General features: G+C 70.8%; 23 protein-coding genes. 14 read left to right on the top strand and 9 right to left on the bottom strand.

All coding sequences use genetic code 11. The annotated features are described in order from the left end of the window. Entirely contained in the window at positions 1-486 is a 486-nt protein-coding gene (locus tag ACFSDF_RS18255; protein WP_167003159.1) for a nucleoside deaminase, read from the top strand. Between the two features lie 6 nt (positions 487-492). Here the strand turns inward: ACFSDF_RS18255 and ACFSDF_RS18250 are convergent, their stop codons facing one another. Further along, on the bottom strand, positions 493-1,239 hold the full coding sequence (locus tag ACFSDF_RS18250) for an ABC transporter permease (protein WP_167003161.1): 747 nt from the start codon (positions 1,237-1,239) through the stop codon (positions 493-495). 743 nt (positions 1,240-1,982) lie between these two features. Between ACFSDF_RS18250 and ACFSDF_RS18245 the strand changes: the two genes are divergently transcribed. From ACFSDF_RS18245 to ACFSDF_RS18235, 3 genes are all read left to right on the top strand, one after another. Next, positions 1,983-2,333: a hypothetical protein gene (locus tag ACFSDF_RS18245; RefSeq protein WP_167003163.1), complete on the top strand. Its 351-nt coding sequence runs from the start codon at positions 1,983-1,985 to the stop codon at positions 2,331-2,333. Positions 2,334-2,380: 47 nt separating this feature from the next. Continuing rightward, entirely contained in the window at positions 2,381-3,028 is a 648-nt protein-coding gene (locus tag ACFSDF_RS18240; protein WP_167003165.1) for an NADPH-dependent F420 reductase, read from the top strand. A gap of 77 nt (positions 3,029-3,105) precedes the next feature. Beyond that, on the top strand, positions 3,106-4,230 hold the full coding sequence (locus tag ACFSDF_RS18235; protein WP_167003167.1) for a sulfite oxidase: 1,125 nt from the start codon (positions 3,106-3,108) through the stop codon (positions 4,228-4,230). A 15-nt stretch (positions 4,231-4,245) separates the two neighbouring features. Here ACFSDF_RS18235 and ACFSDF_RS18230 read toward each other — a convergent pair whose 3' ends face one another. The 4 genes from ACFSDF_RS18230 to ACFSDF_RS18215 form a co-directional block, all read right to left on the bottom strand. Beyond that, positions 4,246-4,353 (bottom strand): CHRD domain-containing protein, encoded by a 108-nt coding sequence (locus ACFSDF_RS18230; RefSeq protein WP_377159076.1) that lies wholly within the window; start codon positions 4,351-4,353, stop codon positions 4,246-4,248. 8 nt (positions 4,354-4,361) lie between these two features. Then, the gene (locus ACFSDF_RS18225; RefSeq protein WP_243842951.1) at positions 4,362-4,505 is read right to left on the bottom strand and encodes a hypothetical protein; all 144 of its coding nucleotides are present in this window, start codon (positions 4,503-4,505) and stop codon (positions 4,362-4,364) included. Positions 4,506-4,639: 134 nt separating this feature from the next. After that, positions 4,640-5,977, bottom strand: a complete 1,338-nt coding sequence (locus tag ACFSDF_RS18220; RefSeq protein ID WP_208322345.1) for a 6-phospho-beta-glucosidase — start codon at positions 5,975-5,977, stop codon at positions 4,640-4,642. Next, complete coding sequence (locus ACFSDF_RS18215) at positions 5,974-6,753, bottom strand: DeoR/GlpR family DNA-binding transcription regulator (RefSeq protein WP_167003171.1); 780 nt, start codon at positions 6,751-6,753, stop codon at positions 5,974-5,976. The genes ACFSDF_RS18220 and ACFSDF_RS18215 overlap by 4 nt, the downstream gene beginning before the upstream one ends. An 89-nt stretch (positions 6,754-6,842) precedes the next feature. Between ACFSDF_RS18215 and ACFSDF_RS18210 the strand changes: the two genes are divergently transcribed. From ACFSDF_RS18210 to ACFSDF_RS18175, 8 genes are read left to right on the top strand one after another with little or no spacing between them, the layout of a single operon-like run. Then, entirely contained in the window at positions 6,843-7,961 is a 1,119-nt protein-coding gene (locus ACFSDF_RS18210) for a carbohydrate kinase family protein (protein WP_167003173.1), read from the top strand. Positions 7,962-7,976: 15 nt separating this feature from the next. Next, the gene (locus ACFSDF_RS18205) at positions 7,977-9,350 is read left to right on the top strand and encodes an ABC transporter substrate-binding protein (RefSeq protein ID WP_167003175.1); all 1,374 of its coding nucleotides are present in this window, start codon (positions 7,977-7,979) and stop codon (positions 9,348-9,350) included. Next, positions 9,347-10,249 carry a carbohydrate ABC transporter permease gene (locus ACFSDF_RS18200; protein ID WP_167003177.1) on the top strand — a complete coding sequence of 301 codons (903 nt, stop codon included), beginning with the start codon at positions 9,347-9,349 and terminating at the stop codon, positions 10,247-10,249. The genes ACFSDF_RS18205 and ACFSDF_RS18200 overlap by 4 nt, the downstream gene beginning before the upstream one ends. Beyond that, complete coding sequence (locus tag ACFSDF_RS18195) at positions 10,246-11,055, top strand: carbohydrate ABC transporter permease (RefSeq protein WP_167003179.1); 810 nt, start codon at positions 10,246-10,248, stop codon at positions 11,053-11,055. Before ACFSDF_RS18200 ends, ACFSDF_RS18195 begins: the two co-directional genes overlap by 4 nt. 45 nt (positions 11,056-11,100) lie before the next feature. Continuing rightward, positions 11,101-13,914, top strand: a complete 2,814-nt coding sequence (locus ACFSDF_RS18190; protein ID WP_377158633.1) for a sugar-binding protein — start codon at positions 11,101-11,103, stop codon at positions 13,912-13,914. Continuing rightward, a complete protein-coding gene (locus ACFSDF_RS18185) occupies positions 13,911-14,648 on the top strand; it encodes a glucosamine-6-phosphate deaminase (RefSeq protein ID WP_243842952.1) in 738 nt (245 codons plus the stop codon). Before ACFSDF_RS18190 ends, ACFSDF_RS18185 begins: the two co-directional genes overlap by 4 nt. A 4-nt stretch (positions 14,649-14,652) precedes the next feature. After that, on the top strand, positions 14,653-15,834 hold the full coding sequence (locus ACFSDF_RS18180; protein ID WP_377158631.1) for a heparan-alpha-glucosaminide N-acetyltransferase domain-containing protein: 1,182 nt from the start codon (positions 14,653-14,655) through the stop codon (positions 15,832-15,834). A gap of 53 nt (positions 15,835-15,887) precedes the next feature. Continuing rightward, positions 15,888-16,451, top strand: coding sequence for a hypothetical protein (locus tag ACFSDF_RS18175; protein ID WP_167003185.1), 564 nt, complete (start codon positions 15,888-15,890; stop codon positions 16,449-16,451). Here ACFSDF_RS18175 and ACFSDF_RS18170 read toward each other — a convergent pair whose 3' ends face one another. Continuing rightward, positions 16,452-17,222: a hypothetical protein gene (locus ACFSDF_RS18170; protein ID WP_167003187.1), complete on the bottom strand. Its 771-nt coding sequence runs from the start codon at positions 17,220-17,222 to the stop codon at positions 16,452-16,454. Between the two features lie 116 nt (positions 17,223-17,338). Here ACFSDF_RS18170 and ACFSDF_RS18165 point away from each other — a divergent pair, with 116 nt between their 5' ends. After that, complete coding sequence (locus ACFSDF_RS18165) at positions 17,339-17,623, top strand: type II toxin-antitoxin system Phd/YefM family antitoxin (protein ID WP_167003189.1); 285 nt, start codon at positions 17,339-17,341, stop codon at positions 17,621-17,623. Further along, complete coding sequence (locus ACFSDF_RS18160) at positions 17,617-18,009, top strand: type II toxin-antitoxin system VapC family toxin (RefSeq protein ID WP_377158629.1); 393 nt, start codon at positions 17,617-17,619, stop codon at positions 18,007-18,009. The genes ACFSDF_RS18165 and ACFSDF_RS18160 overlap by 7 nt, the downstream gene beginning before the upstream one ends. A gap of 3 nt (positions 18,010-18,012) precedes the next feature. Here ACFSDF_RS18160 and ACFSDF_RS18155 read toward each other — a convergent pair whose 3' ends face one another. The 3 genes from ACFSDF_RS18155 to ACFSDF_RS18145 form a co-directional block, all read right to left on the bottom strand. Next, entirely contained in the window at positions 18,013-20,475 is a 2,463-nt protein-coding gene (locus ACFSDF_RS18155; protein ID WP_377158627.1) for a DUF6351 family protein, read from the bottom strand. A 99-nt stretch (positions 20,476-20,574) separates the two neighbouring features. Beyond that, positions 20,575-21,768 (bottom strand): epoxide hydrolase family protein, encoded by a 1,194-nt coding sequence (locus ACFSDF_RS18150; RefSeq protein WP_167003195.1) that lies wholly within the window; start codon positions 21,766-21,768, stop codon positions 20,575-20,577. A 276-nt stretch (positions 21,769-22,044) separates the two neighbouring features. Then, a complete protein-coding gene (locus ACFSDF_RS18145; protein ID WP_167003197.1) occupies positions 22,045-24,009 on the bottom strand; it encodes an elongation factor G in 1,965 nt (654 codons plus the stop codon). Between the last annotated feature and the right edge of the window lie 201 nt (positions 24,010-24,210).

Genomic DNA, 24,210 nt, shown 5'->3' with positions numbered 1-24,210 from the left:
ATGAGCGCACTCTCCGACGACGACCTCCAGCACCTGCGACGCTGTGTCGAGCTCGCCGCGACCGGCCTTGCCGAGGGCAACGAACCGTTCGGCTCGGTCCTCGTCGACGCGAGCGGCCACGTCCTCTTCGAGGACCACAACCGCGAGAAGGACGGCGACCACACGCGCCACCCTGAGCTGGCGATCGCCCAGTGGGCCGCCGCGCAGCTCTCACCGGAGACACGTGCGGGCTGCACGGTCTACACCTCCGGCGAACACTGCGCGATGTGCGCGGGCGCCCACGCATGGGCGGGGCTCCAACGGATCGTGTTCGTCGTCGCGGGCACCCGGCTGGCCGAGCTCCTCGCGAGCTGGGGTGTCCCGCCTTCACCGGTCGCGCCGCTGCCGATCACCACGGTCGCTCCCGAGCTCCCGGTCGAAGGCCCGGTGCCCGAGCTCGCCGGCGAGGTCGAGGCACTGTACGAGCGGTGCTTTCGGCGCACCTGAACGGGCTCAGGCAGTGGCAGCCTCCGGGCGTCGTTCCCCGAGCCGGCCGGACAAGCCCAGCACGGTGGTCGCGGCCGAGATGCTCTGAGCGGCGAGCAGGCCGACAAGGACCAGGGTCTGCACGAGCGCGGCCTCGTACGGAGTGGCGCCGCCGAGCAGCAGGCCGACGTAGGCACCCGGCAACGTGACCAGGCCGGCGGCCCGGGTCTGGTCGAGGCCCGGCGTCAGCGCCCGCGCGACCGCGCGAGGCCCGAACTCCGACACCGACTGTCGCGGGGTCAGCCCGATCGCGAGACCGGCCTCGACCTCGCCCCAGCGGTCGGTGACGTCGTCGCGCAGCCGCTGGCCGGACAGCGATGCGGCAACCATCGCGCCACCGATCACCTGCGCGGCGAAGGGCACCACCATCTCGGCGCCGCCCGGGAGGATGTCGAGCGCCATCACCGGAGCCACCGTCACGGTCGCGCCGCAGGCGATCGCGCCCAACGCCGTCGGATAGACCCCGTACCCGAGCCCGATCCGTCGCGTCGACGTCAACGCCGCTGCGGCCAGCATGACGACCAGCAGCGCCGCGGCGGCCGTGGGGTGACGGAACGCCCACGCGATCACGAGCGAGATCAGGCTGAGCTGGACGAGCCCGCGGACCGTCGCAACGACCGCGTCGGTGCGCAGCCGCACTCCGGCCCACGTCATCACGACGAGCGTGACGGCGGTCAGCAGCACGAGGACGACGCCGTACCGGACAAGATCCACGACGCCACGCTAGACCTGCGGACCGCTTCAGGCGTCGAAGCGCACGGACGCCTCCAGGAGGTCGCTGACGTCGGCGCCCGGCGCGAGCTCGTCGGCGGGCACCCCGCGCCGCCGGAGCCGGGCTCACGACCGTGCCGTCGGGCAGCGCGAGCCGCTCGGTTGTCCGGAAGTACGGGTTCTTCTCGGGGTCGGGGAACGGGATCGGCGCGGAGGGGGTCAGCGGGTCGTTCTCGCCGTCAGGCCCGACCATGAGGACCGCTGGGCGACCCCCTCGGACGCCACAATGACTTCACCGGCATCTCGGGGCCGGCATCCGACCGCGTCCGTCGAGGAGTCCCCATGCGTGCACGTACCGCCGTCGTCGGCGGAGAAGAACGGCCCGCTGTACGGGCACCGGCGCCGCCTAGTGTGTGACGTTCCACACCCCACTCCCCCAGGACCGGCTCGTGTCCGATCGCAACGAGAAACGGCGTCGCGGCTGTCGCCCACAACCCCGATCGCCAGACCGCGCGGATCTCGTGCGACACCGGCGAGCTCGTCGTGTGGAGCTTCGGTGCAGGTCAGCCCGGGGTTGCGAATGATGCGGGGTTCCAGTTCCTTGTACCCTGACATACCCATTCGACCGGTATGACCAGATTCACACTCCCGACCCGCGTCATGCCGACTCCGACCGGACGTTGTAGAAGTGAAGGAGCAGCACCCGGTCCGACGGGTGCCGTGGTCGACAGCGAAGGAGCACGAGCGTGTACGGCATCGACCTCAGCGTGGCCGGGTCAATGGTGCGCCGCACCGTCGACGGACGGCGCCCCAGCCCCAACCACGTGTTCGTGGTGGCGGATGTCGAGGTGACCAACCGCGACGACATCCCGGTCGCCGTGTCACGGGTGCCGGCCGTGTTCCTTGCCGCAGACGGCAGCCAGCACGAGCCCGCCGTCCCCGCCCTGTGGCCGGACGAGGAGGTCGTCGTCGGCCCGCACGCGACCGAGACCGTCAAGGTGCTCTTCGACGTCGCCCGCACGAAGGCCGCCGGAGGCGCCGTGCGTATCGTTCGAGGCAACGGACCGACCGGCCGTCGCCTGCACCTCGCGTCCTGACACGCAGCGCCGGAATACGGCGCCCGGAACGCGAGTTGCCCGCTCTCATGACCACCATCGGACTCATCGGTTCAGGCCACATCGGCAGCCAGGTCGCGCGCGCGGCGATCGCGCAGGGCTACGACGTCGTCCTCAGCAACTCGCGCGGCCCCGAGACGCTCAAGGAGCTGGTCGACGAGCTCGGGCCCCAGGCGCGCGCCGGCACGCCCCAGGACGCGGCAGAGGCTGCGGACCTGGCCGTCGTCGCGACCCCGCTCTCCGCAATCGCGACCATCCCCGTCGAACCGTTGGCCGGCAAGGTCGTCATCGACACCAACAACTACTACCCCCAGCGCGACGGCCAGTTCGCTGCACTCGACGACGAGTCGACGACCGTCTCCGAGCTCCTCCAGCAGCACCTGCCGGAGTCGAAGGTCGTCAAGGCGTTCAACCACATCGCGTGGATGCACATCAGCGAGCACGCCAAGCCGTCCGGCACCGAGGGCCGCCGCGCCCTGGCGATCGCCGGGGACGATGCCGAGGCCAAGGCGACCGTCGCGGCGTTCATCGACCGTACGGGATTCGACGTCGTCGACCTTGGCCCGTTGTCGGAGGGCTGGCGCACGCAGCGCGACACCCCCGCGTACGTCGCGCCGTTCACCGCTGACGAGCTGAAGGCCAAGATCGCCGAGGCCAAGCGCTACCGCGACATGTGACCGCCGGCGCATTGAAGGTGCATCGGCGTGGACGGCGGACGCACGTCGGTGGTACGACGGCGGGAAGGGGGCCCGCCATGACCAGCATCGACGCCCGCACGAGTCCACCCGCCCGTCTCGCGGAGGACGACGCCATCTCGCTCGACGAGCTCCGGCTCGCGACCCGCAACCACGGCATGCCGCTCGAGATGCTCGACCTCGACGTGACCCCGCCGGGGCTTCACTACGTGCTGGTGCACTACGACATCCCGTTGATCGACCCGACGACCTGGCGGCTCGAGGTCGACGGCCACGTCGCGCACCCCCTGAGCCTCGACCTCGAAGGCCTCACTCGGCTCGTACCGAGCAGCCCGGTACGACGCCGTGTCACCCTCGAGTGCGCCGGCAACGGGCGCGCCCGGACGTCACCGCGGCCAATCAGCCAGCCGTGGCTCGACGAGGCGGTCGGCACCGCGCGCTGGTCGGGGGTCGCGCTCGACGCCGTGCTCGATCTGGCTGGGCTCCTTCCCGGCGCCGCGTCGGTCGTCTTCACCGGTGCGGACCACGGCGTCGAGCGCGGTGTCGAGCAGGACTACCAGCGGGCGCTGACGGTCGAGGAGGTCGCACACGGCGAGGCGTTCGTCGCGACGACGATGAACGGCGCGCCCCTGCCGCCGCAGCACGGCGCACCCGCCCGCCTCGTTGTCCCGGGCTGGTACGGGATGGCCCAGGTGAAGTGGCTCGTACGGATCACCGTGCTCGACCACGCGTTCGAGGGGTTCCAGAACGCGACCGCATACCGGATCAAGCAGACGGCCGACGACCTTGGCGATCCGGTGACGCGGATCGAGCCGCGCGCCCTCGTACGACCACCGGGGTTCCCCGACTTCCAGACCCGGACGCGGGTCGTCGACGCGGGCACGCACGAACTCAGCGGGCGCGCGTGGTCCGGCTTCGCACCGGTGACGCGTGTCGAGGTCAGCACGGACGGCGGCGCAACCTGGCGCGATGCCGAGGTCGACCCGCCCACGGAGCCGTATGCGTGGCAGCGCTGGTCGGCGCTCTGGCACGCGACACCGGGGTACGTCGAGCTGTGCGTGCGCGCGACCGACGCGGACGGCCGTACGCAGCCGCTCGCGCAGCGCTGGAACCGCCAGGGCATGGCGAACACCCACGTCCAGCGCGTGCCGGTCGTGGTCAGGGTCCCTCCGGAGGTCTCCTGACGTCAGGGCGATGACTCAGTGGTGGTGGGAGTGCGCGTGCTTCTTGCCCGGGAGCTGCGCACGGATCTCACCGTTCGGGTAGCCGTCCGAGTGCACGTTGACGTACGCGGTGCCGGCGCGGATCGCCGCGATCAGCTCGGCGAGCTCACCGGCGCGATCCCTTGCGAGGCAGGACCGACGACGTCGGCAGCGACGATCGTGCCGGTGACCGTGCCCTCCTGCGGACAGGTCTGCGTGCCTGCCGGCCCGTTGCCGAGGTTGGTGCACAAGAACACCGAGATCCCGCTGCCAGAACCACACCCACGCTCCGAAGATCCCGAGCGGATAGCTGACGCTGCTCGCACCCGTCGCGGTCTTGCCCGGTGAAGCACCCTGCCGCCGTCGGTGCCGTTCTCGACCTGGACGCGACTCAGGGGTTGATCAGCACGCGGCTGAGCTCGGGCAGCGCCGCGAGCTCGCGGTCGAGGATCTGACGAGCGTGGGTCACGGAGTCCACGAGCGGGTGCAACGCGAGCGCTTTCAGGGCGGCCGAACGCGAACCGGAGGTCGCGGCCTCGATCGTCGTCCGTTCCACGTCCTTCACGGTCGAGACGAGTCCACGCTCGTGCGGGAGCAGCTGTGACACCGCGACGGGACGCGGACCGTCGGCACCGACGGTGCACGGCACCTCGACGATCGCGTCCGCGTCGACCGCGTCGAGGGTCCCGTCATTGGGGACGTTGAGCACGAGCTCGGCCCCCTCGTCGGCCGAGATCGCCGCCATGAGTGCCAGCGCCACCCGGTCGTACCCACCTCCGTCGAGGTCCTCGTCGTCGCGCGCGCCGGCGTCGGTGCTCGCGCGTCCTTCGGCCATGTAGGTCTCCTCGCGGTCGAGCCGCGTGCGCTCCCAGTGCGCGAAGGCGTCCCCCTCCCCGGCATAGAAGCGCCCCTGCTGCTCCCGCAGATACTCGCCGCGCGTCACACCGGCCCTCTCGATCGACGCGACGGCGTCGGCGGTGTAGTACCAGTACCAGAGGTATTCGTTGGGGACCGTGCCCAACGACGCCAGCCACTGCGGGCCGAAGAGACGGCCCTCCTCGATCTGCGTCAACCGGCTGGGGTCGGCGAGCAGCCCCGGCAGGAGGTCGACGCCGTCGACGACCGCGCGGTGCAGCCACCCGAGGTGGTTCAGCCCTGCATAGTCGAACGTGATCTGCTCCCGCGGGATCTCCAGGAGGCGTGCCACCCGCTTGAAGAGACCGACCGGCGAGTCGCAGATCCCGATCACCCGGCGCCCGAGCACCGCGGACATCGCCTCGGTGACCATGCCGGCGGGGTTGGTGAAGTTGATGACGTACGCCTCCGGCGCCGCGCGGCGCACCGTCTCTGCGAGCGCCAGCGCGACGGGGATGGTCCGAAGGCCGTAGCAGACGCCCCCGGCACCGGTCGTCTCCTGACCGAGGACGCCGACATCGAGAGCGGAGCGCTCGTCGCAGACGCGCCCCGCCAGGCCGCCGACCCGCATCGCCGAGAACACGAAGTCCGCACCGGACACCGCGTCGACCAGGTCCGTCGTGAGGCGCACCCGCGGCGGACGGGCGTACTCGCCCGCGATCTCCGACAGCACCGCCGCGACGCGCTGCAGCCGGACACCGTCGGTGTCGTGGAGGACGAGCTCGTCGACACGCGAGGTGTGCTCGTCCGAGGCCAGCGCGCGATAGACGAGCGGCACCCGGAACCCTCCGCCACCGACGATGGTGAGCCTCACGAGTCCTCCTGGGTGTCGTACGGGCGGGCGACGTGGACGTCGACGGCGGCATCTTTCATCACCCGTGCGGTCTCGTCGTCGACGGGGCGGTCCGTCACCAGCACGTCGTACTGGTCGGGCCCGCACACCCGGGCGTATCCACCCCCGGGGAGCTTGGTGTGGTCGGCGAGGAGCACGACCCGGTCGGCGACCTGGAGCATCGCCTTCTTGACAGGGACCTCGACGGCCGTGGTGTCGAAGACCGACCCGTCGCGCCGGACCCCGCTCGTGCCGAGGAAGAGGACATCGGCCTGGACCTGGGCGATCGCCTGCTCGGTGAGGAACCCGACCATCGAGTGGTAGTTCGTACGGACCAGACCACCGAGCAGCATGAGGTCGACGACGGGGTCGTCGCGCAGCTCGTCGTACACGGCGAGGCTGGACGTGATCACGCTGACCCGGCGTCCACGCAGCAGCCGGGCGACCAGGCTCGTCGTCGTGCCGATGTCCAAGACCACGACCGCGTCGTCGGGGACCAGGGTCACCGCGTGCTCGGCGATGGCCCGCTTCTCGAGCGGGTTCTGCGTCGCGACCCGCTCGAAGGGTGCCTCACGGTCGAGCGTCGGAGCGGCCCCGCCACGGAGGCGACGGAGCTGGCCGGCGTGCGCCAGCGCGGACAGGTCCCGGCGGATGGTCGCGTCGCTGACGTCGAGCACGCGCGCGAGCGTGGCGACGTCGACGGGACCGCTGGTCTCGAGGAGATCGAGGAGCCGCTCGTGTCGGAGATTTGCACGCACACGGTGACCATAACAGGCAGATCCGCGCACGGATACGCATCCACGCTCACCTCTTGCGCGATCCTGCGCATTTGAGCGACACTCACGGAATGGCCCACGACAGCCCTGAGACCGACGACCTGGCGTGTGACTTCTTCGTGACCGGCCCGGTGTTCCTCGACATCATCTTCACCGGTCTGCAGGAAGCGCCAGTCGGAGGACGGGAGGTCATGACCTCGGGGATGGGCTCGAGCCCGGGCGGCGTCGCGACGCTCGCCGTCGCCGCCTCTCGCCTCGGGCTGCGAACCTCGCTGGCCGCGGCGTTCGGTGACGACATGTACGGCGACTACCTGTGGGGCACGCTCGAGGACGACGAGGCGATCGACCTGTCCGCGTCGCACCGGTGGCCCCACTGGCACTCGCCGGTCACGGTCTCGCTCGCCTATGACAAGGACCGCGCGATGATCACCCATGCGCACAAGCCCCCGCGGGCCGACCTCGCGGTCCCCCACGTCCTGCCGACGGCGCGTGCCGCGTTCGCTGACGTGGGCGATGAGCGGCCTGACTGGCTCGACGCCTCCGCCCAGCGCGGCACGCGCATCTTCGCCGACGTGGGCTGGGACCCGACCGGCCTCTGGGACGCGACGTCGCTGCGCGAACGGCTCGACGGGTGCTATGCCTTCGTCCCCAACGCCGTCGAGGCGATGACCTACACCGGCACCGACTCCCCCGGCGCCGCGCTCGAGCGGATCCGTGACTGGGTCCCGCTTGCCGTCGTGACCGCGGGCAGCTCGGGCTCGTACGCTGCCGACGCCACCACCGGCGAGACCGCGTGGGCGCCGGCGCTCACCGTGCCCGCGCTCGACCCGACCGGGGCCGGCGACGTCTTCCTCGCAGGGCTCGTCGCCGCCACCCTCCGCGAGTGGCCGTTGCTGCAGCGCCTGCGCTTCGCCAACCTCTGCGCCGCACTGTCGGTACGCGACTTCGGTGGTGCGCTGGCCGCGCCAGGCTGGGGCGCCATCTGTGAGTGGTGGGAAGCCCTCGAGCCCGGCTCCTGGCTGGCGCGCGACTACGCCTTCCTCGACGACGTGCTGACGACCGTCGAGCACCGCACGTACGGCCGAGCCGTCGCCACCATCGGCTTCGTCGGGGACACCCATGACCACCCGAGCCACACCCCGTCCGAGCCTCGGACCCGAGATTTCCGCACCGCCCCCCGGGGCGAATGACACCCAGGAGCCGCCATGACCGTCCGTGCCGTCAAGAAGTCGGTGCTCACCGCCGCCGTCGCGGCCGCGAGCGCCGTGCTCGCCCTGTCTGCATGCACGCCCGGCGGCGGAGGCGGTGACGACGAGGGCAAGGAGGCCAAGCCCGACGACATCTCGACCGACGTCGCCGCGATGGGCGACCTCACCCTGGACGTCTGGGACCAGGAGGTGCGCGGTGGGCAGGCGAAGCAGATCGAGACCCTCAACGCGGCGTTCGAGAAGAAGTACCCGAACGTCACGATCAAGCGCACCTCGAAGTCCTTCGACGACCTCCAGAAGACCGTCCGCCTCGCGATCACCAACGACGACCCGCCAGATGTCGTCCAGGTCAACAACGGCCGCGCCGACATGGGACAGTTCGTCTCCGCTGGGCTGCTGCAGTCGCTCGACGGGTACGCCGAGGTCTACGGCTGGGACGAGCGCTTCCCCGAGTCGGTGCGCAGCACGGCCTCGTACAGCAAGGACGGCAAGACCTTCGGTGAGGGTTCGCTCTTCGGGATGGCGCAGGTCGGCGAAATGGTCGGCCTGTGGGTCAACAAGCAGAAGCTCGGCGACCTCGGCATCGAGGCCCCGAAGACGCTCGACGAGCTCGAGGCCGCGATGAAGGCCGCAAAGGCCGCCGGCGAGCTGCCGGTCCAGCTCGGCAACGCCGAGGCGTGGCCGGCGATCCACGACTACGCCGTCGCGATGAACCAGTACGTGCCGCGCGACGACACCCGTGCGCTCGGGTACGGCCGCGAGGGAGCCTCGTGGACCACAGAGGAGAACGTCGACGGCGCCGACCTGTTCAAGTCCTGGGTCGACGCGGGCTACCTGACGCCCGACTTCAACGCCGTGCCCAACGACACCGCGTGGCGCAACTTCGCCAAGGGCCAGGGCGTGTTCATGATCGGCGGCACCTGGTACCAAGCAGACCTCGAGGCTGCGATGGGCGACAATCTCGGCTTCGCGCTGCCGCCGGTCGGCCCGGTCGGCGAGCTGGCCGTGACCGGCGGCACGGGCCTCCCGTTCGCAATCACCGAGGCCAGCGAGCACGCCGACGCGGCCGCGGCATACCTCGACTTCCTCACCAACGCCGACGCGATGAAGGTGATCCAGGAGAACGGCGGGCTCCCGGTCATCGACGGCGACGCAGCCAGCGCGACCGGTGTCGGCAAGGAGGTCGTGGAGGCCTGGAACCAGGTGACCGCAGAGGACTCCCTCGTGCCGTACCTGGACTGGGCGACGCCGGACATGAGCGACCTGCTCGGCCAGGAGCTCCAGAAGCTCAGCGCCGGCTCGACGGACACCGCCGCGTTCCTCGACGCCCTCGAGAAGAACTACACGGACTTCACGGACCAGAACGAGTGACGAGCCAGGGCGCGCGACGGCGCCACGGACCCCCAGGAGAGCCGCGCAACGTCGCCTATCTCTATCTCCTGCCGGGGTTCGTGGTGCTCGCGCTCTTCCTGCTGGCGCCGCTCGCCTACGCGGTGTGGCTGTCGTTCTTCGCGTGGGACGGGCTCTCCTCCGGCACCTGGGTGGGGCTGCAGAACTACGTCGACGTGCTCACCGACCCGGCGCTGCGCGCGCCGTTCGGGCACGCGCTCGTGCTGCTTGTGTTCTTCTCGGTGATCCCGGTGACGTTGGGACTCCTGGCGGCCTCGTTGCTCGTCCGGTCGACAGTGCGCGGGCGCGGGATCTTCCAGGCCGTCGTGTTCGTCCCGCAGGTGATCGCGCTGACCGTCGTCGCCGTCGCGTGGAAGCGGATTCTCGCGCCGGACGGCCCGCTCAACGAAGCGCTGCGCGCGGTGGGTCTCGACGGGCTCGCACGCGGCTGGCTCGGCGACCCGAGCACCGCGCTGGTCGCGATCGGGCTCGTCGGCACGTGGCTCGGCACCGGCCTGTGCACCGTGCTCTTCCTCGCAGGGCTGTCACGGATGGACCGCGCGGTCTACGACGCCGCCCGCCTCGACGGCGCCGGCTTCTTCCGCGAGACCTTCGCCATCAGCCTGCCGTCCCTGCGCAACGAGCTCGCCGTCGCCCTGACGCTGACGATGGTCGCCGCGCTGCGGACGTTCGACCTCGTCTATCTGATGACCTCCGGCGGACCGGGCGGCGCGACCGCCGTCCCGGCGTACGAGGTCTACATGAAGTCGATGCGGCAGGGCGACGTCGGCACCGGTGTGACGATCGCGCTGCTGCTGGCGGCGTTCATCATGCTGCTCACCGTCCTCGTGAACCGGATCCCGGAGCGTGAGAACCGATGAAGACCTCGCGGCTCGAGCGCAGCGTCACGATCGTCGTCCTGGCGCTCGGCTCAGTCGTCGCCCTCTTCCCGATCGCGATGATCGTCGCGTCGGCGTTCGTCTCCGACAACCCCAACGAGTCCGGCATCGTCTGGAGCAACCTCGCCACCGCGTGGGACGAGGGGCACTTCTCGACGTACATGCGCTCGAGCGTGATCGTCACGGTGTGCGTGGTCGTGCTCGCGACGGCGCTGTCGTGCATGCTCGGCTACGCCTTCGGGACGATGCGCTTTCGCGGCTCGTCCGTCCTGTTCTACGTGCTGCTCCTCGGCCTGATGGTGCCGAACGAGGCGATCGTCGTCCCGCTCTACTACCAGCTGCGCGACCTGGACCAGATCAACACGTACCAGGCGCTGATCTTTCCGCAGGTCGCGCAGTCGCTCGCGTTCGGCACCTTCTGGATGCGGGCGTACTTCCGAGGGACATCGCGTGACCTGGTCGAGGCGGCGCGGCTCGACGGCGCCGGGCACTTCCGGACGTTCTGGTCGGTGCTCCTGCCGATGGGGCGTCCCGCGGTCGTGACGATGGTCGTGCTGTTCTCGATGTGGACCTGGAACGAGTTCTTGCTCCCGCTGGTGATGATCCCCAGCAACGAGGACCTCCGGACCGCGCCGCTCGGGCTGACCTTCTTCAGCGGGCAGTACACCGGATCGCCGTCGCTCCTCGCAGCAGCCGCACTGATCGTCGCCCTGCCGATGCTCGTGCTCTTCCTGATCGCCCAGCGTCACTTCATCCGCGGCATGACCGAGGGGGCGGTGAAGGGCTGAACCACGCGGTTGACCGTCGATCGATCCGAGAACCAAGGGGGACTCATGGTCCAGCGCACGCAGCAGACGTCCAACTCCACCGGTGCCGCTCCACCACCACGATGGCGAAGGCTCGCCACGACCTCGGCAGCAGCCGCGCTCCTCGGTGCCGGCCTCGTCACCGGGCCGGCAGCAGCAGCGCCGTCCCCCGAGACGACGGCCACGAAGGCCACCGACCTCGACGTGCTCTTCGTCGGCGCGCACCCTGACGACGAGTCGGGGCGGCTGTCGACGTTCGGCGAGTGGGGCGAGCGGTACGGCAGCCGCGTCGGCGTCGTGACGATCACCCGCGGCGAGGGCGGCGGCAATGCCGTCGGCCCCGAGGAGGGCCCGGCCCTCGGCCTTATCCGTGAGCGCGAGGAGCGCGCCGCCGTCGGTACGGCCGGCGTCCGCGACGTGTTCAACCTCGACAAGGTTGACTTCTACTACTCCGTCAGCGCTCCCCTGCACCAGCAGGCGTGGGACGCGGAGGACTCCCTCGAACGGCTCGTCCGGATCGTCCGCGAGACCCGGCCCGAGGTCGTCGTGACGATGACCCCTGCCCCGACCCCCGGCAACCACGGCGGTCACCAAGAGGCCGCGCGGCTCGCCGCGGAGGCGTACGCCGTGGCCGGCGACCCGTCGCGCTTCCGCTCGCAGATCACCAAGGAGGGACTGCGCCCGTACGCTCCGGCGAAGCTCTTCTTGAACTCCGCCCGCGGCAGCGGCCAGGTCGGTTCCTCGTGCCCGCGCGCGTTCACCCCGACCGATCCCACCGACGACGTGTACGGGGTCTGGGCCGGGGAGCGCGCGGCCAGCGGCAAGACGTGGGCGCTCGTCGAGCGCGAGGCGCAGCGCAAGTACGCCTCGCAGGGCTGGGCCGGGTTCCCCGATCCCAGCACCGACCCCGAGGCGATCGGGTGCGACTACTTCACCCAGGTGGCCTCGCGCGTGCCGTTCACGCGCGGCGACCAGTCGGCCGCCGCAGCCTCCCCCGCGACGATGCTGCAGGGTGCGACGCGCCAGGCTCGCGGCGGACTTCCGCTCGGGACCGGCCTCGAGCTCACCGGCGAGGACGTCGACGTCGTGCCCGGCCAGTCGGTGACGCTCGAGGCGCGGCTCACCGCGCCGAAGCGCACACGGCTCGTCCGTGCCGCCGGTGCGGTGACGCTGCCGCAGGGGTGGAGCGGGACGACCTCGGTGTCGTTCGGCACGGTTCCTCGTGGGACGACGGTCACCCGCACGATCACGGTGACCGCACCGAGCGGGGTCACGGCGAACACCCGGGCACTGGTCGGGCTCGACGTGCGCTCAGGCGCGGGCGCCGGCTCTACCAACCAGAAGCTCTCGGTGACGCCGAGCGTGTCCGGGACCCAGCAGCTCCTGCCGCAGGTCGCCGAGTTCGAGGAGTGGGCTCCTACGGTCGGGCTTCCGCAGCTGCGCGGGCTCGTCACGCCGGTGCTGACGCTGCCCAGCGGCGGCACACGTACGCTCGGCATCGACGTCACGAACCACAGCGACGCCGCTGAGTCCGGAACGGTCACGGTGGACCTGCCGGACGGCTTCGCGGCGGCCGACGACACGATCTCGTACGAGGGACTCGCGCCAGGTGCGACACAGCGCCTCGACCTCGAGGTCACCAACACCGACGACACGCTGCCCACGTCGAACGAGGGCGGCGTCGGCGGTGACTACGGTTACACGATCACGACGACGAGCAGCTCCGGGTCGTCGACCACGACGGCGGCGCTCGAGCTGGTCCCGACGACGCAGGTCGGCGAGACGGCGGCGCCGACGCTGGACGGCACCGTCGGCGCCGGTGAGTATGCGGCCACGATCGACCTCTCGCGGCGCTGGGAGGGGGAGGCGTGCACGTCTCCGGCGGACTGCAGCGCGACCGGCTACGTCACGCGGTCGGGCGACGACCTCTACGTCGCCGCCGAGGTGACCGACGACGTCAAGAGCGCCGTGCTCGCGGCGTCGGACTGCAAGCGCCACTGGCGCGTCGACTCGCTCGAGGTCGCCATCGATCCCGACGGGTCGTCGGAGAACACCTCCACCACCTTCAAGATCGGGGCACTCCCGTTCACCGCCGAGGGCCAGTCGTGCGCCGCGCGCGATGCCGACCACACCCAGGGCCCGATCGGCGCCTTCCCGATGTCCGGCGAGGGCGGCTCCGACGAGACGACGCTCGATCCGGGCAACGTCGCGCCCGGGTTCGAGATGGCCTCGGCGGTCGGCGCGCCGTACACGGGCTACGTCATCGAGATGAAGATCCCGCTCGCCGCGCTGCCGGCGACCGTCGATCCCGACCGGATGGGCTTCAACATGTTCGTCTACGACTCCGACACCCAGGACAAGGCCGGCCAGACCCGCATCGGATGGTCGACGTGGGGCGGGGTCCAGGGCGACCCGTACCGATGGGGTCGTGTCGAGCTCGGGGGTGGCGCGCCGCCGGAGGTGGAGAGCGTGCCGCCGAAGCTGGACTTCCCGGGGCTCGACAGCCTCGACTCGCCGCAGTCGATCGAGCAGGCCGTACGCTCCGGCGTCGGGCTGTCGGGGCTCCCGACGCTCGCCCCGCGGTCGACCGCGCGCGTGCGCCGGGCGACGCAGCGCGGTGACGCGGTCGTGGTGACCGTCGACGTCGACAAGCGCGGCACCGCGCACCTGTTCGCGGTCACCGGTGACGACACGCAGCAGGTCGGTTCCGTCGAGGTCGCCCTGCGACCAGGTCGGCATCAGATCCGGATCCCGGTGACGGAGACACCGTCGTCCGTGCTGCTCGGATTCGACCCCGACCGCCGTACGGGGACCGCGAGCTCGTCAGTGCGGGTGCGGTGACGACACCACCCGGATCGACCGTCCGCCACCTGGTCCGCGACGACGCGGGCCAGGTGGCGGACACGGCCGCAGACCTCATCCTCGACGTGCTCGAGACCGACAGCGCCGTCGGTCTCGCGACCGGCTCGTCACCCCTCGGCGCGTACCAGGAGATCGTCCGCCGGGTACGTTTAGGCGCGACGGCCTCCCCGGTCGCGCGGCGCGGCTTCCTGCTCGACGAGTACCTCGGCCTCCCCGCCGGCGACCCGAACACGTACGCCTCGGTGATCAGACGCGAGGTCGCCGACGCGCTCGGGCTCGACGTCCGGGGTCCGGACGGCCAGGCGGCCGATCCGGAGCAGGAGGCCGAGCGGTACGGGCGCGAGGTCGTGGCGGCGTCCGTCGCGGTGCAGGTCCTCGGGATCGGCCGCAACGGTCACCTCGGGTTCAACGAACCGGGCTCGTCGCTGGACTCGCAGACCCGCGTCGTGCGGCTGACCGAGTCGACACGACGGGACAACGCGCGGTTCTTCGACTCCCCCGCCGACGTCCCAACCCACGCGATCACCCAGGGGCTCGCGACCCTCATGCAGGCGCGGCGTCTGGTGCTGATCGCGCTCGGCGAACGCAAGGCGGAGGCTGTCCACGCCGCGCTGCACGGTCCGGTGGATCCCGCATGTCCCGCTTCGGTGCTGCAGCGACACCCCGACGCGTACGTCGTCACCGATCGCGAGGCCGCCGCAGCCGTACGCTGAACGCGTGCCCGAGCGGTCGACGATCCTCTCGCGGCGACGGCTGCTGGGCGTCGACGCCGCCCGGGCCGTCGCGCTGATCGGGATGATCTCGACCCACGTCGAACCGCACATCGGATCCGACGGTCAGACGTCTCTCGCGCACGTCCTCGCCGCAGGACGCGCCTCGGCGCTCTTCGCGGTGCTGGCCGGTGTGAGCATCGCGCTCGCCAGCGGCGGCACATCGCCACCCCACGGTCGTGGGTGGGCGACCGCGGCGGCCGCGACCACCGCGCGGGCCGCAGTGATCTTCGTCGTGGGGCTGGTCCTCGGGGCGTTCGACTCCGGTCTCGCGGTGATCCTCTGCTACTACGGGGTGCTCTTCGTCGTCGCACTGCCGTTCCTCCGGTTGAGGGCCGGGTGGCTGATCGGTCTCGGCCTGACCTGGGCGTTCGTCGGGCCCGTGCTCAGCCAGTGGCTCCGCCTCGGCATCGAGACGCCTCTGGACTCCGGGGTTCCGAACGTCGGGACGCTGCTCACCGATCCGGTCGGCACCGCGTCGAGCCTGCTGCTCACCGGCTACTACCCGGTGCTGACCTGGACCGCCTACCTGCTGGTCGGCATGGGTGTCGGCCGGCTGCCCCTGCGGCGGGTGGGTGTCGCGGTGTGGCTCGCTGTCGGCGGTACGGCCCTGGCCGTGCTCTCGTACGCGGGCTCGGCGTGGTGGCTCGCAGGCGGCGGGCTCGCCGAGCTCGAGGCGGCCGGTACGGGTCGGCACTTCACGACGGGCCCGATCGATGACGACATCCTTCACGTCGGCTTCTTCGGGACGACCCCGACGACCTCGTGGGAGTGGCTCGGGATCGCTTCACCGCACTCGGGTGCGCCCCCTGACCTCCTGCACACGCTCGGGTGCGCTCTCGCCGTGCTCGGGCTCATGCTGCTGCTCGAGCACGCGGTCGGACGCGCCCTGTGGCCGGTCGCCGCCATCGGCAGCATGACGTTCACGCTGTATTCGCTGCACGTCGTCCTCGTCGCGACCGTCCTGCCGGAGACGATCGACGACGCGTTCCTCGTCCACACGGTGCTCGCGGCCGCGATCGCGATCCCGTGGCGCCGGTACGTCGGGCGCGGGCCGCTGGAGGCGGTGGCCGCCGTCGCCGCGAACGGCGCCCGACGAAGGGTCCGCGAGCATGCCACGCAAAGGTGACCCGACGGGTCCCGACGCGCAGAACGTCCAGACCCGCCCCGTACGATCCCTTCGTGACTGACACCTTCCGTATCGGCGATGGACAGCCGGTCGCCCACGAGACCGCCAAGCACCTCTGGACCAAGAGCGCCCGCGAGATCCTGGTGGAGAAGGCACGCGAGTACGGCGGCGACATCAGCGACCAAGAGCTTGCCGTCGAGGTGCAGCACCGGACCGGGGTGAAGACCCGCGCGCTCTCCGAGACCTGGCTCGGTCCGGTCCTCGAAGACGTGGCGACCGCCTCTCACGCGCAAGGAGAGCCGATCCTCGCAGCACTGTGCGTACGGGAGGACGGGCGAGCGGTCGACGGCTACCGGATGATGGTCGCGCGAGTGAGCGGCGCCCCGGTCGCCGACGCCGATCGGCACGCAGCCGAGCAGCGGTTCGCCTGCTACCAGCGGTTCGGAGCGACGCTCCCCGCCGACGGTGGGCGGCCGACGCGGTCGCCGCGGGTCGCGCTGGCGTCGCGGACCGTGCGGCGCGGGCCGGCGGTCCGCAAGGTCGAGCGGCCCGTCGTCGTCTGCCCGCGGTGCTTCATGGCGGTCCCGGCGACGGGCATCTGCGACTCCTGCGGCTGACTACACGAGCGGTCTGTTGGCGCGCACCTCGTAGAGCCGGAGGAAGGCCTCGAGAAGCTGAACCGCCGCGAGGTACGGGAACAGGACACTGCTGGGCATGCTCGTCGCACCGGCGTCGAGCAGGTCCGGTCGCGCACTGCCCGACGTCTCGAGCGCCGACGCCCCGACAGGCGCCCACGGCCGTCCGTGGGCGAAACCCGAGCTGAGCTGCCAGGGACGCCGAACCCCGAGGGTGGGCTGCGGAAGGTTCTCGTCCGCGTACGCGATGGCTTCGGTGCCGGTGTAGCCGCGGCGGACGCGCTCGGGTGCGAGAAGGCGACGGTGCGCGACCGCGTCGAGCTCGCCCAGGCGGGCGTCGACTGACGCCATGCTCGGGACGTCAAGGTGTCGTGTGGCGTCGTCCGAGTCGATGACGTCCTGGGCGTGCCACTGCAGGGTGCGCTCGATCCGGTCGTCACGGCGGTCGGGCCTGAGGATCCAGAAGGCGGTGGCCAGGTTCTCCAGGGCGCCGCGCGCGAGCGACCACGTCGCTGCCGTGTGCGGGACCTTCTGGTCCACGACGAGCACCTTCGCGGCATGGAGGTGGTCGATCCCCGCGGTCAGCGACATCCGCAGAACGCGGCTCGTGGGATAGGGATTGCTCGCGATGTCGTCGGCGGCCAGCGACGATCCACGTTCGACCGGGAAGTCGTCCTGAGTGTGGCACCGCTTCACCATGCGCTCGATCAGGACGGGGCTCGACATGGTGACAGCGGCGTGGGTCTTGGGCATGCAGAGGTTCCTTGGGTGAGGGGGTTGTCGAATACTGCCAGGCCCGGATCGCCGCGTGCCAACCGCGTAGTTCACGAGGCTCCGACATGTCTGTACATCTCTGTACACTGACGCCCATGACGACGATGTCCATGAGCGAGGCCCGCGCGCAGCTCGCTGCGCTCCTCGACCGGGTCGAGGCGGGCGAGGAGATCACGATCACCCGTCACGGGCGGGCTGTCGCACGGCTCGCCCCGCCCCACGAGTCACGGACCGCGCGCGTCGACCACCTCTTCGCCGCGGCCGATGCCATCGCCGTCGAGCTCGATGCCTCGAGGCACGCGCCACTCCCCGATCCGACCGGCGAGGCGGACGCTGATGCGCTCGTACGCGCGATGCGCGAGGACCGAGACGCGTGGTGACCGCGGCCTTCGACGCCGACATCGTGAACTACGCGGCGGCCGGCGACGACCGCGGAGACCTACTGCTCGACGCGATCCACGACGCGGCCGCCGACTCACCTGCGGGGGTGGGCTCGACCCTTCTCCTCACGGAGACCCTGACGTTGGCCGGCGACCGTCTCGCCGAGCGCCCCAGGCTGCTGGCGATCCTCGGTCGCCTGGCGCTGCTTCCCGTGACCCACGACGTCGCCGTGATGGCTGCCGCGCTCCGCGTCCGGCACCGCCTGAAGACTCCGGACGCCCTCCACCTCGCGACCGCGATCTCCGCGGGGGCAGACCGCTTCGTCACGAACAACCGACACGACTTCGCCCGCGGCATCACCGAGATCGACGTCGTCCACCCCTGAGCGTCACCAGCGGCGGGGCTTGCCCTGGTCTCCCTTGCGGAAGTCGCAGACACCACCGGGGAAGACCTGCGCGAGTCGCGCCCGCTCCGCAGCGGTCGGCCGCCACGCCCCGTACAGGCCCTTGGCGATCGCCGCCCCCACCGGCTGCAGCGCGCACTTCCAGATGCCGCCCTCGTACGGCCCGCCGGCGACACGCCGTGACGAGGAGTAGATCGGGAACTTCTGCGTGCAGTCCCCCGCCGCCCGCGTGTCGAGCACGCCGTCCCACACCCGCCGCCCGGACGCGATCAACGAGCCGTCCGTCGCGAAGCACGAGTCGACCGCCTGCGCCGGCTTGTTGCCCGCGACGCCGCGCTTGGGGTGCGCGTCGATGTTGCGCATCCACTGGTCCATCACCGCGAACGCCATCGGCGTCTGGTCGAACTGCTGGCTCGGCCGCGCGTCGGTGAACCACACGACCTGGTTGGACGCGTCGCCGTCCGCGTTCAGCATCCGCTGCCGAGCGGCGAACGACTGCTGCGTGTTGTGCATGTCGAGGTCGTCCTCAAGGTATGGACGCCAGTCGATCACCGGGATGTCGATGTCACCCTCGAACTGCATGCCGGACGTGTACGCCGCGCGCATCGCGTCACGGTCACCCGCCCGACGTGGCGCCGGAGTCACGCCGCCGTCCGGACTGAGCTGCATGTTGCGCGCGCTCCACGGGTCGAAGTTCTGAGGACTGAACGACCCGACGAACGGGAACCCCTCCTCGACCATGTCGGCCGAGTCCTTCCAGCTGCCGACCTTTGCGTTGAGGTCAAGGAACTCCGCAGCGGTGATCACGCCGTCGGTCAGCGCCTTGAGGCCGTACTGCACGCCGACGTTGTCCCACGGGACCCGCGCGAAGCCCTCGTCGTCGGTGCCGTAGATGTTCACCAGGTCGCCCCAGTGCGTCCACTCGACGCCGTCGGCGCCCTGCGCGAGCTTGTCGAGGTCCTCGACGTCGGTGAATGTCGGGTTCATCGCGAGCGGCGTGAGCCCGAACCAGCCCGGCTTGCACTCCATCAGTGCCGGCGCGGGCGAGGCCGGGTCACGCGTCATGACCTGGTAGCCGAGCGCCTGGTAGGCGGCGTACAGCTGGTTCCACTGCGCGGTCTCGCCCGCCGAGAGGTTCTTCGGAAAGCTGGTGCCGTTGAGCCCGATGATCGCCTGCCGGACCTCAGGGTCCTTCCACTTGGGGTTCGCCCGGTCGGTCGCGTCGAAGTAGTGCTCGAGCAGCTCGCAGTCCCCGACATGGATGACCTGCGTGACCATGTCGGGATACGAGTACTGCGCGATCGCGGCATCGATGAGTCCCGGGTGGTTCTGCGCGTAGACGTACTGCTGGATCGCGCCACCGGAGCCGCCGACCGCGACCGTGTAGTCGGGGACGCCGTGGGTCTCGACCGTGTGCTCCTTGAGCATCAGCGCGGTCTCGCCGCCGACCTGCAGGTTGTAGTGCGTGCTCGTGCGCGTGCCGCTGGACCACATCACGCCATAACCGAGCTTGAGCAGATCGGCTGGCAGCATCGCGCCTTCGCTGGTCGTGCCCTGCGTGTGCCCGATGGCGACGCCGCCCTGGAAGCTGAAGACGAGCCGCTTGTTCCACAGCGAGTCGTCGGGCTGCGTCGGATCGGCCTCACCGACAGGCGCGAGCATCGCGACGCTGTAGACGAACCGGTTGATCGTGCCGCGTTCCCAGCGCACGATGAACGGCACCGTCTTGCCGTCCATGGTGGTGGTCGTCGCCGTGTCGGCCGGCGGGCTCGCCGGATCGTCGAGCCAGTGGAAGCGGTTGTCGGTCGTCGAGCGGTAGACGTAGCCGTAGCGGGTCTCGGCCGCGCAGTCACCGCTCCATCCCACGATGTCCGCGTCCGCCGTCGGATAGCCGCGGCCGTCCTGCGGATAGCTGCCGTCCTCGCCCTCAGCGGCCACCGGGATGCCGAACTGGTCCTGGTTGTCGACGATCGGCTGACCCAGGATCATCCGCCCGTCGAAGCGGCCACGCGCGGTCGTGCAGACGAACGGCTGCTGCTGGGGACCGGAGAAGATCGGGCCGCTGGTCGGGTGGTTGACGAGCGTGAGCGTCCCGCTGGTTGAGCCTGTCGAAACCCTCACCCGGTTCTTCCCCAGCTCCAACCCCTCCACCAGCCCGACGAGCGTGCCGTCGGCCGAGGCGTCGAAGGCGGAGGTCACGTCGTCGCCGTTGAGCGTCACGCGCACGTCACGCGGTCGCACCCTCTTCGGCAGGGTGACCTCGAGCAGCGCATCGCCTCCGGTCACCTGGTCCGGCTCTCCCGAGAGCACCGTGATCGTGAGGCGGTCACCATGCCTCTTGCCATGCCCACCGTCCGCGTTCGCAGTCTGCGCAGCGACCAGACCCAGCGCGGCCACGGCCAGCGTGGTGGCGGCCGCGACCACGCGGCGTACGACGAAGCTCGACATCTCTGCCCCTCCTCCGGCGACGCCGTCGTCGCCCGCTGGCGGTCACATTAGTGTGATCCACCTCACATTGGCGAGCGCCATGGAGATCCTCGTCAGCGCTCAGCGCAGGTCGGAGAAGAAGGCGCGAACGTCCTCGACGAACGCCACCGGCTCCTCCCACGCCGCGAAGTGACCGCCGCGGTCCACGTCGACCCATCGGGTGATCGCGTGCTCCTTCTCGGCGAATCGACGGATCCCGACATCGCCGGCGAAGACGATCACGCCCGTGGGCACTCCGGTCGCCGGGAGCGCCTCGCCCCAGCTCTGCGCGCTCACGTAGCCGACGTACGCCGACGACGCCGCCGTGTCGGTGAGCCAGTAGAGCATCACGTTGGTGAGGAGCCGGTCCGTGCCGAGGATCTCGTCCGGCAGCACCTCGCGGGGGTACGTCCACTCGCGGAGCTTGTCGACGATCCACGCGAGCTGCCCCACGGGCGAGTCCGCCAGGCCCGCGGCGAGTGCCGCCGGCCGCGTCGACTGGATGGCGATGTAGCCGAACTGCTCCTGCATGAACTCCCCGGTGCGACGGACGCGATCGCGCTCGAGGTCGGTCAGGCTCGCGAGCTCGTCCTCACCGAGCTCGTACGTCGGCGCACCGATGTTGCCGTTGAGGTGCACGCCGACGACCGTGCTGCCGGGCGTGCCGTCGCTGCCGGTCTCGCGCGCCACCGCAGGCGCGACGCCCGCACCAATGTCTCCGCCCTGCACGCCGTACCGGTCGTAGTCGAGGCGTCGCATCAGCTCGGCCCACACGCGCGCGATCCGCGCCTCGTTCCAGCCCTCGTCGTGTACAGGGCCGGAGAAGCCGAAGCCGGGCAGGCTCGGGATCACGACGTCGAACGCCTGCGCGGCGTCACCCCCGTACGCGACAGGGTCGGTCAGAGGCCCGACGACGTCGAGGAACTCGACCACCGAGCCCGGCCAGCCGTGGGTGAGCAGGAGCGGGAGCGCGTCCGCCTCGCGTGAGCGCACGTGCAGGAAGTGGATGCGCTGGCCCTCGATGTCGGTGAGGAACTGCGGGTACGCGTTGAGCGCGGACTCCTGCGCACGCCAGTCGTAGTCGTCGCGCCAGGTCGCGACGAGGTCGCGCAGGTATGAGGTGGGGACACCGGTCGCCCAGCTGTCGCCAGGGAGCGGTGTCGTGAACCGCGTCCGCGCGAGGCGTTGCGCGAGGTCGTCGAGCTGTGCCTGCGGAATGTCGATCGTGAAAGGGATCAGTGCTGCCGACCCCGAGGTGTCTGTTGTGGTCGTCATCGTTCGACCGTACGGCCTCATCGGCCGCTGAGCCGGACCGAGAAGTCAGCTCGAGCTGGTGTCCCTCGGCAGCTTCGGGATCAGCCAGCCGAGGAACGCGTCCTGGCTCCGGGTCTGCAGGTAGACGCGCCCGGGACCGGTCAGGTCCAGCAGCGTCGACTTCCAGCCGCCCAGCCGACGAGGTGGCCCGTGTCGACGACGTACTGCTCCGATCGCGCCGTAGCTGTAGCCCGGGCGGCTGGTGATCTCGACGTAAAGAGGGTCAGCGTGACATCTCTACCGTCGTACGTCGCGAAACCATCCCTCTCGGTCGCGAGGGTCCGGTCCGGTACGCCGCCGCGTCGGCGCCGCCGTCCCGGCGGGAACGACGGCGTGGTGAACCAGCTCCGCACTCAGGGCCGCCTCCCCGCCACTCAGATCGGGAAGGCGCTGCGCGAGCGCCGGCACCGCCGCGGAGGGGAGGTGACCGGTGAGCACGGTGAAGCCGTCCTTGGGTGTCGATCCGGTCGTCTTCCCGCCGAGCCGGCCGATCAGCGACAGGACCGCGCCGAGCGTGTCGTCCGGCAGGTCGATCTCGTACCGGTCGATCGGGTGGCACACGTGCGTCCCGGCACGCTCGAGCGCCGCCATGAGCACCACCGGCGCGAGACTACGAAAGTCGGCGCCGACGCTCGACATCGCCTTGTTGAACGCCTCGTGCGCGTGGCTCTGACGTGGGGAGTAGCCCGACCGCGTCATCGTGACCACGCAGTCCGTCACCTCCCACCCGGCGAGCCCCTGGCGGAGTGCGGCGCGCACGCCCTCCTCGGTCGCGGCGATGAACGCCGGCGGCAGATTGCCGCGCTCGACACCCGGTGAGAACACCACGCCACTCCCCCGTGTGCCCGGCTCGACCCGTAGACCGATCGTCGCCAGGTAGGGGTTGGCGTCCACCCCGATCACGTCCAGCGCCTCCCCTGTCCCGACCACGCGCTCGAGGCACACCACCGAGGTCTCCGAGAAGCGGACCCGCACCCCGTACCGCTCCTCGAGGAGCGCGGCGACGACCTCCTTCTGCACCTCACCGTGCAGGCGGACGACCGCCTCCCCCTCTTCGCCGTCGATGCGCAGGCCGATGAGCGGGTCCTCGTCCGCGAGCTCGGCGAGCCCTTGGAACATCGCGATCCGCTGCGTCGGGTCGCACGGTTCCACGACGGTCTGCAGGGTCGGCGGCGCGAACGCGTACGACGCCCGTCCCGCCGCGCTCCCCAGCACGTCGCCGATCCGGACGTCGAGACCTCGTACGGCGGCGATCTCGCCCGCCTCCACCGCGTCGGAGATCCGCAGTCCCCCAGGTCGACTCACCGCGATCTCAGTGACGGACGCGGGACGCCGCCCGTCCGGAGCGACCTTTTCGCGGAGGCGGAGTGCACCGGACCACCACCGCACCCAGGCACGCCGTCCCCGTTCGTCGCGGTCGATCGCGAACACGGTGCCGGAACTCGGGCCGTCCGGCGCCGCCGCCGACGGGAGCAGCCGGGTGATCGCGTGACGCAGCGGTTCGATGCCGGCACCGGTGAGCGCCGAGCCGGCGAGCACGGGCGTCAGAGCGCCTCGTCGTACGCCCTCGCGCAGCGCGCGTGCGACGTCGCCAAGGGCGGGGGTCGCGCCGTCGACCCACGTCGCGAGGACGCCGTCGTCGACCGACGCTGCCGCCTCGACGACCTGTGCGTCCCCCGCCGGCACCGCCTCGACCTCGACCTCACGCAGCCCTGTCCCCCGCACGCGCGACAGGACGACGACCTCCGGCGTCAGCCGACGGCGTACCTGCGAGACCGCGCGGTCGAGATCCGCCCCGGACCGGTCGACCTTGTTGACGAACAGGAGTGTCGGCACTTCCAGCCGCCGCAACGCCCGCCAGAGGACGACGGTCTGCGGCTGCACCCCCTCGACGGCGGAGACGACGAGCACTGCGGCATCGAGCACCGCCAGCGACCGCTCGACCTCGGCGACGAAGTCAGGGTGTCCTGGCGTGTCCACGATCGTGACGACGAGGTCACCGAACGCGAGGGTCGCGACCGAGGCGCGGATCGTGATCCCGCGCCGGCGCTCCAGGTCCGAGGCGTCGGTGCGCGTGGTGCCGGCGTCGACGCTGCCGAGGGCAGCAACGGCACCGGCGTCGTACAGGAGTCGCTCGGTCAGGCTGGTCTTGCCGGCATCAACATGCGCGACGACTCCGAGGGTGAGTGAGGACGAGGTCAAGGGTCAGCTCCACGGTGGGACGGAAAAGGGTCCGGGGCGTGGTCGCTGCAGGCATGCTCGTGGTTCCTCTCACTGGTCGTCGTACGGGTTCGGTCTCACCGTCGCACGCGCAACATGCCGGGGTCGAACGGTTTCTCTGTCGCCGGGGTCGACCCCTAAGGAAGTGTGGTCGGAGGAATCCGGATCTCCCCCGATGCGGGG

The sequence above is a fragment of the Mumia zhuanghuii genome (assembly GCF_042681565.1).
Classification (GTDB): domain Bacteria; phylum Actinomycetota; class Actinomycetes; order Propionibacteriales; family Nocardioidaceae; genus Mumia.
The sequence above is the reverse complement of the archived record's forward strand: the minus strand, read 5'-3'. Positions and strand labels throughout refer to the sequence as shown.

Coding starts and splice junctions, on each gene's coding strand:
- ACFSDF_RS18255 (WP_167003159.1), top strand. CDS start 1: ATGAGCGCACTCTCCGACGACGACCTCCAGCACCTGCGACGCTGTGTC.
- ACFSDF_RS18240 (WP_167003165.1), top strand. CDS start 2,381: ATGACCACCATCGGACTCATCGGTTCAGGCCACATCGGCAGCCAGGTC.
- ACFSDF_RS18235 (WP_167003167.1), top strand. CDS start 3,106: ATGACCAGCATCGACGCCCGCACGAGTCCACCCGCCCGTCTCGCGGAG.
- ACFSDF_RS18210 (WP_167003173.1), top strand. CDS start 6,843: ATGGCCCACGACAGCCCTGAGACCGACGACCTGGCGTGTGACTTCTTC.
- ACFSDF_RS18205 (WP_167003175.1), top strand. CDS start 7,977: ATGACCGTCCGTGCCGTCAAGAAGTCGGTGCTCACCGCCGCCGTCGCG.
- ACFSDF_RS18195 (WP_167003179.1), top strand. CDS start 10,246: ATGAAGACCTCGCGGCTCGAGCGCAGCGTCACGATCGTCGTCCTGGCG.
- ACFSDF_RS18190 (WP_377158633.1), top strand. CDS start 11,101: ATGGTCCAGCGCACGCAGCAGACGTCCAACTCCACCGGTGCCGCTCCA.
- ACFSDF_RS18170 (WP_167003187.1), bottom strand. CDS start 17,222: ATGCCCAAGACCCACGCCGCTGTCACCATGTCGAGCCCCGTCCTGATC.
- ACFSDF_RS18165 (WP_167003189.1), top strand. CDS start 17,339: ATGACGACGATGTCCATGAGCGAGGCCCGCGCGCAGCTCGCTGCGCTC.
- ACFSDF_RS18155 (WP_377158627.1), bottom strand. CDS start 20,475: ATGTCGAGCTTCGTCGTACGCCGCGTGGTCGCGGCCGCCACCACGCTG.
- ACFSDF_RS18150 (WP_167003195.1), bottom strand. CDS start 21,768: ATGACGACCACAACAGACACCTCGGGGTCGGCAGCACTGATCCCTTTC.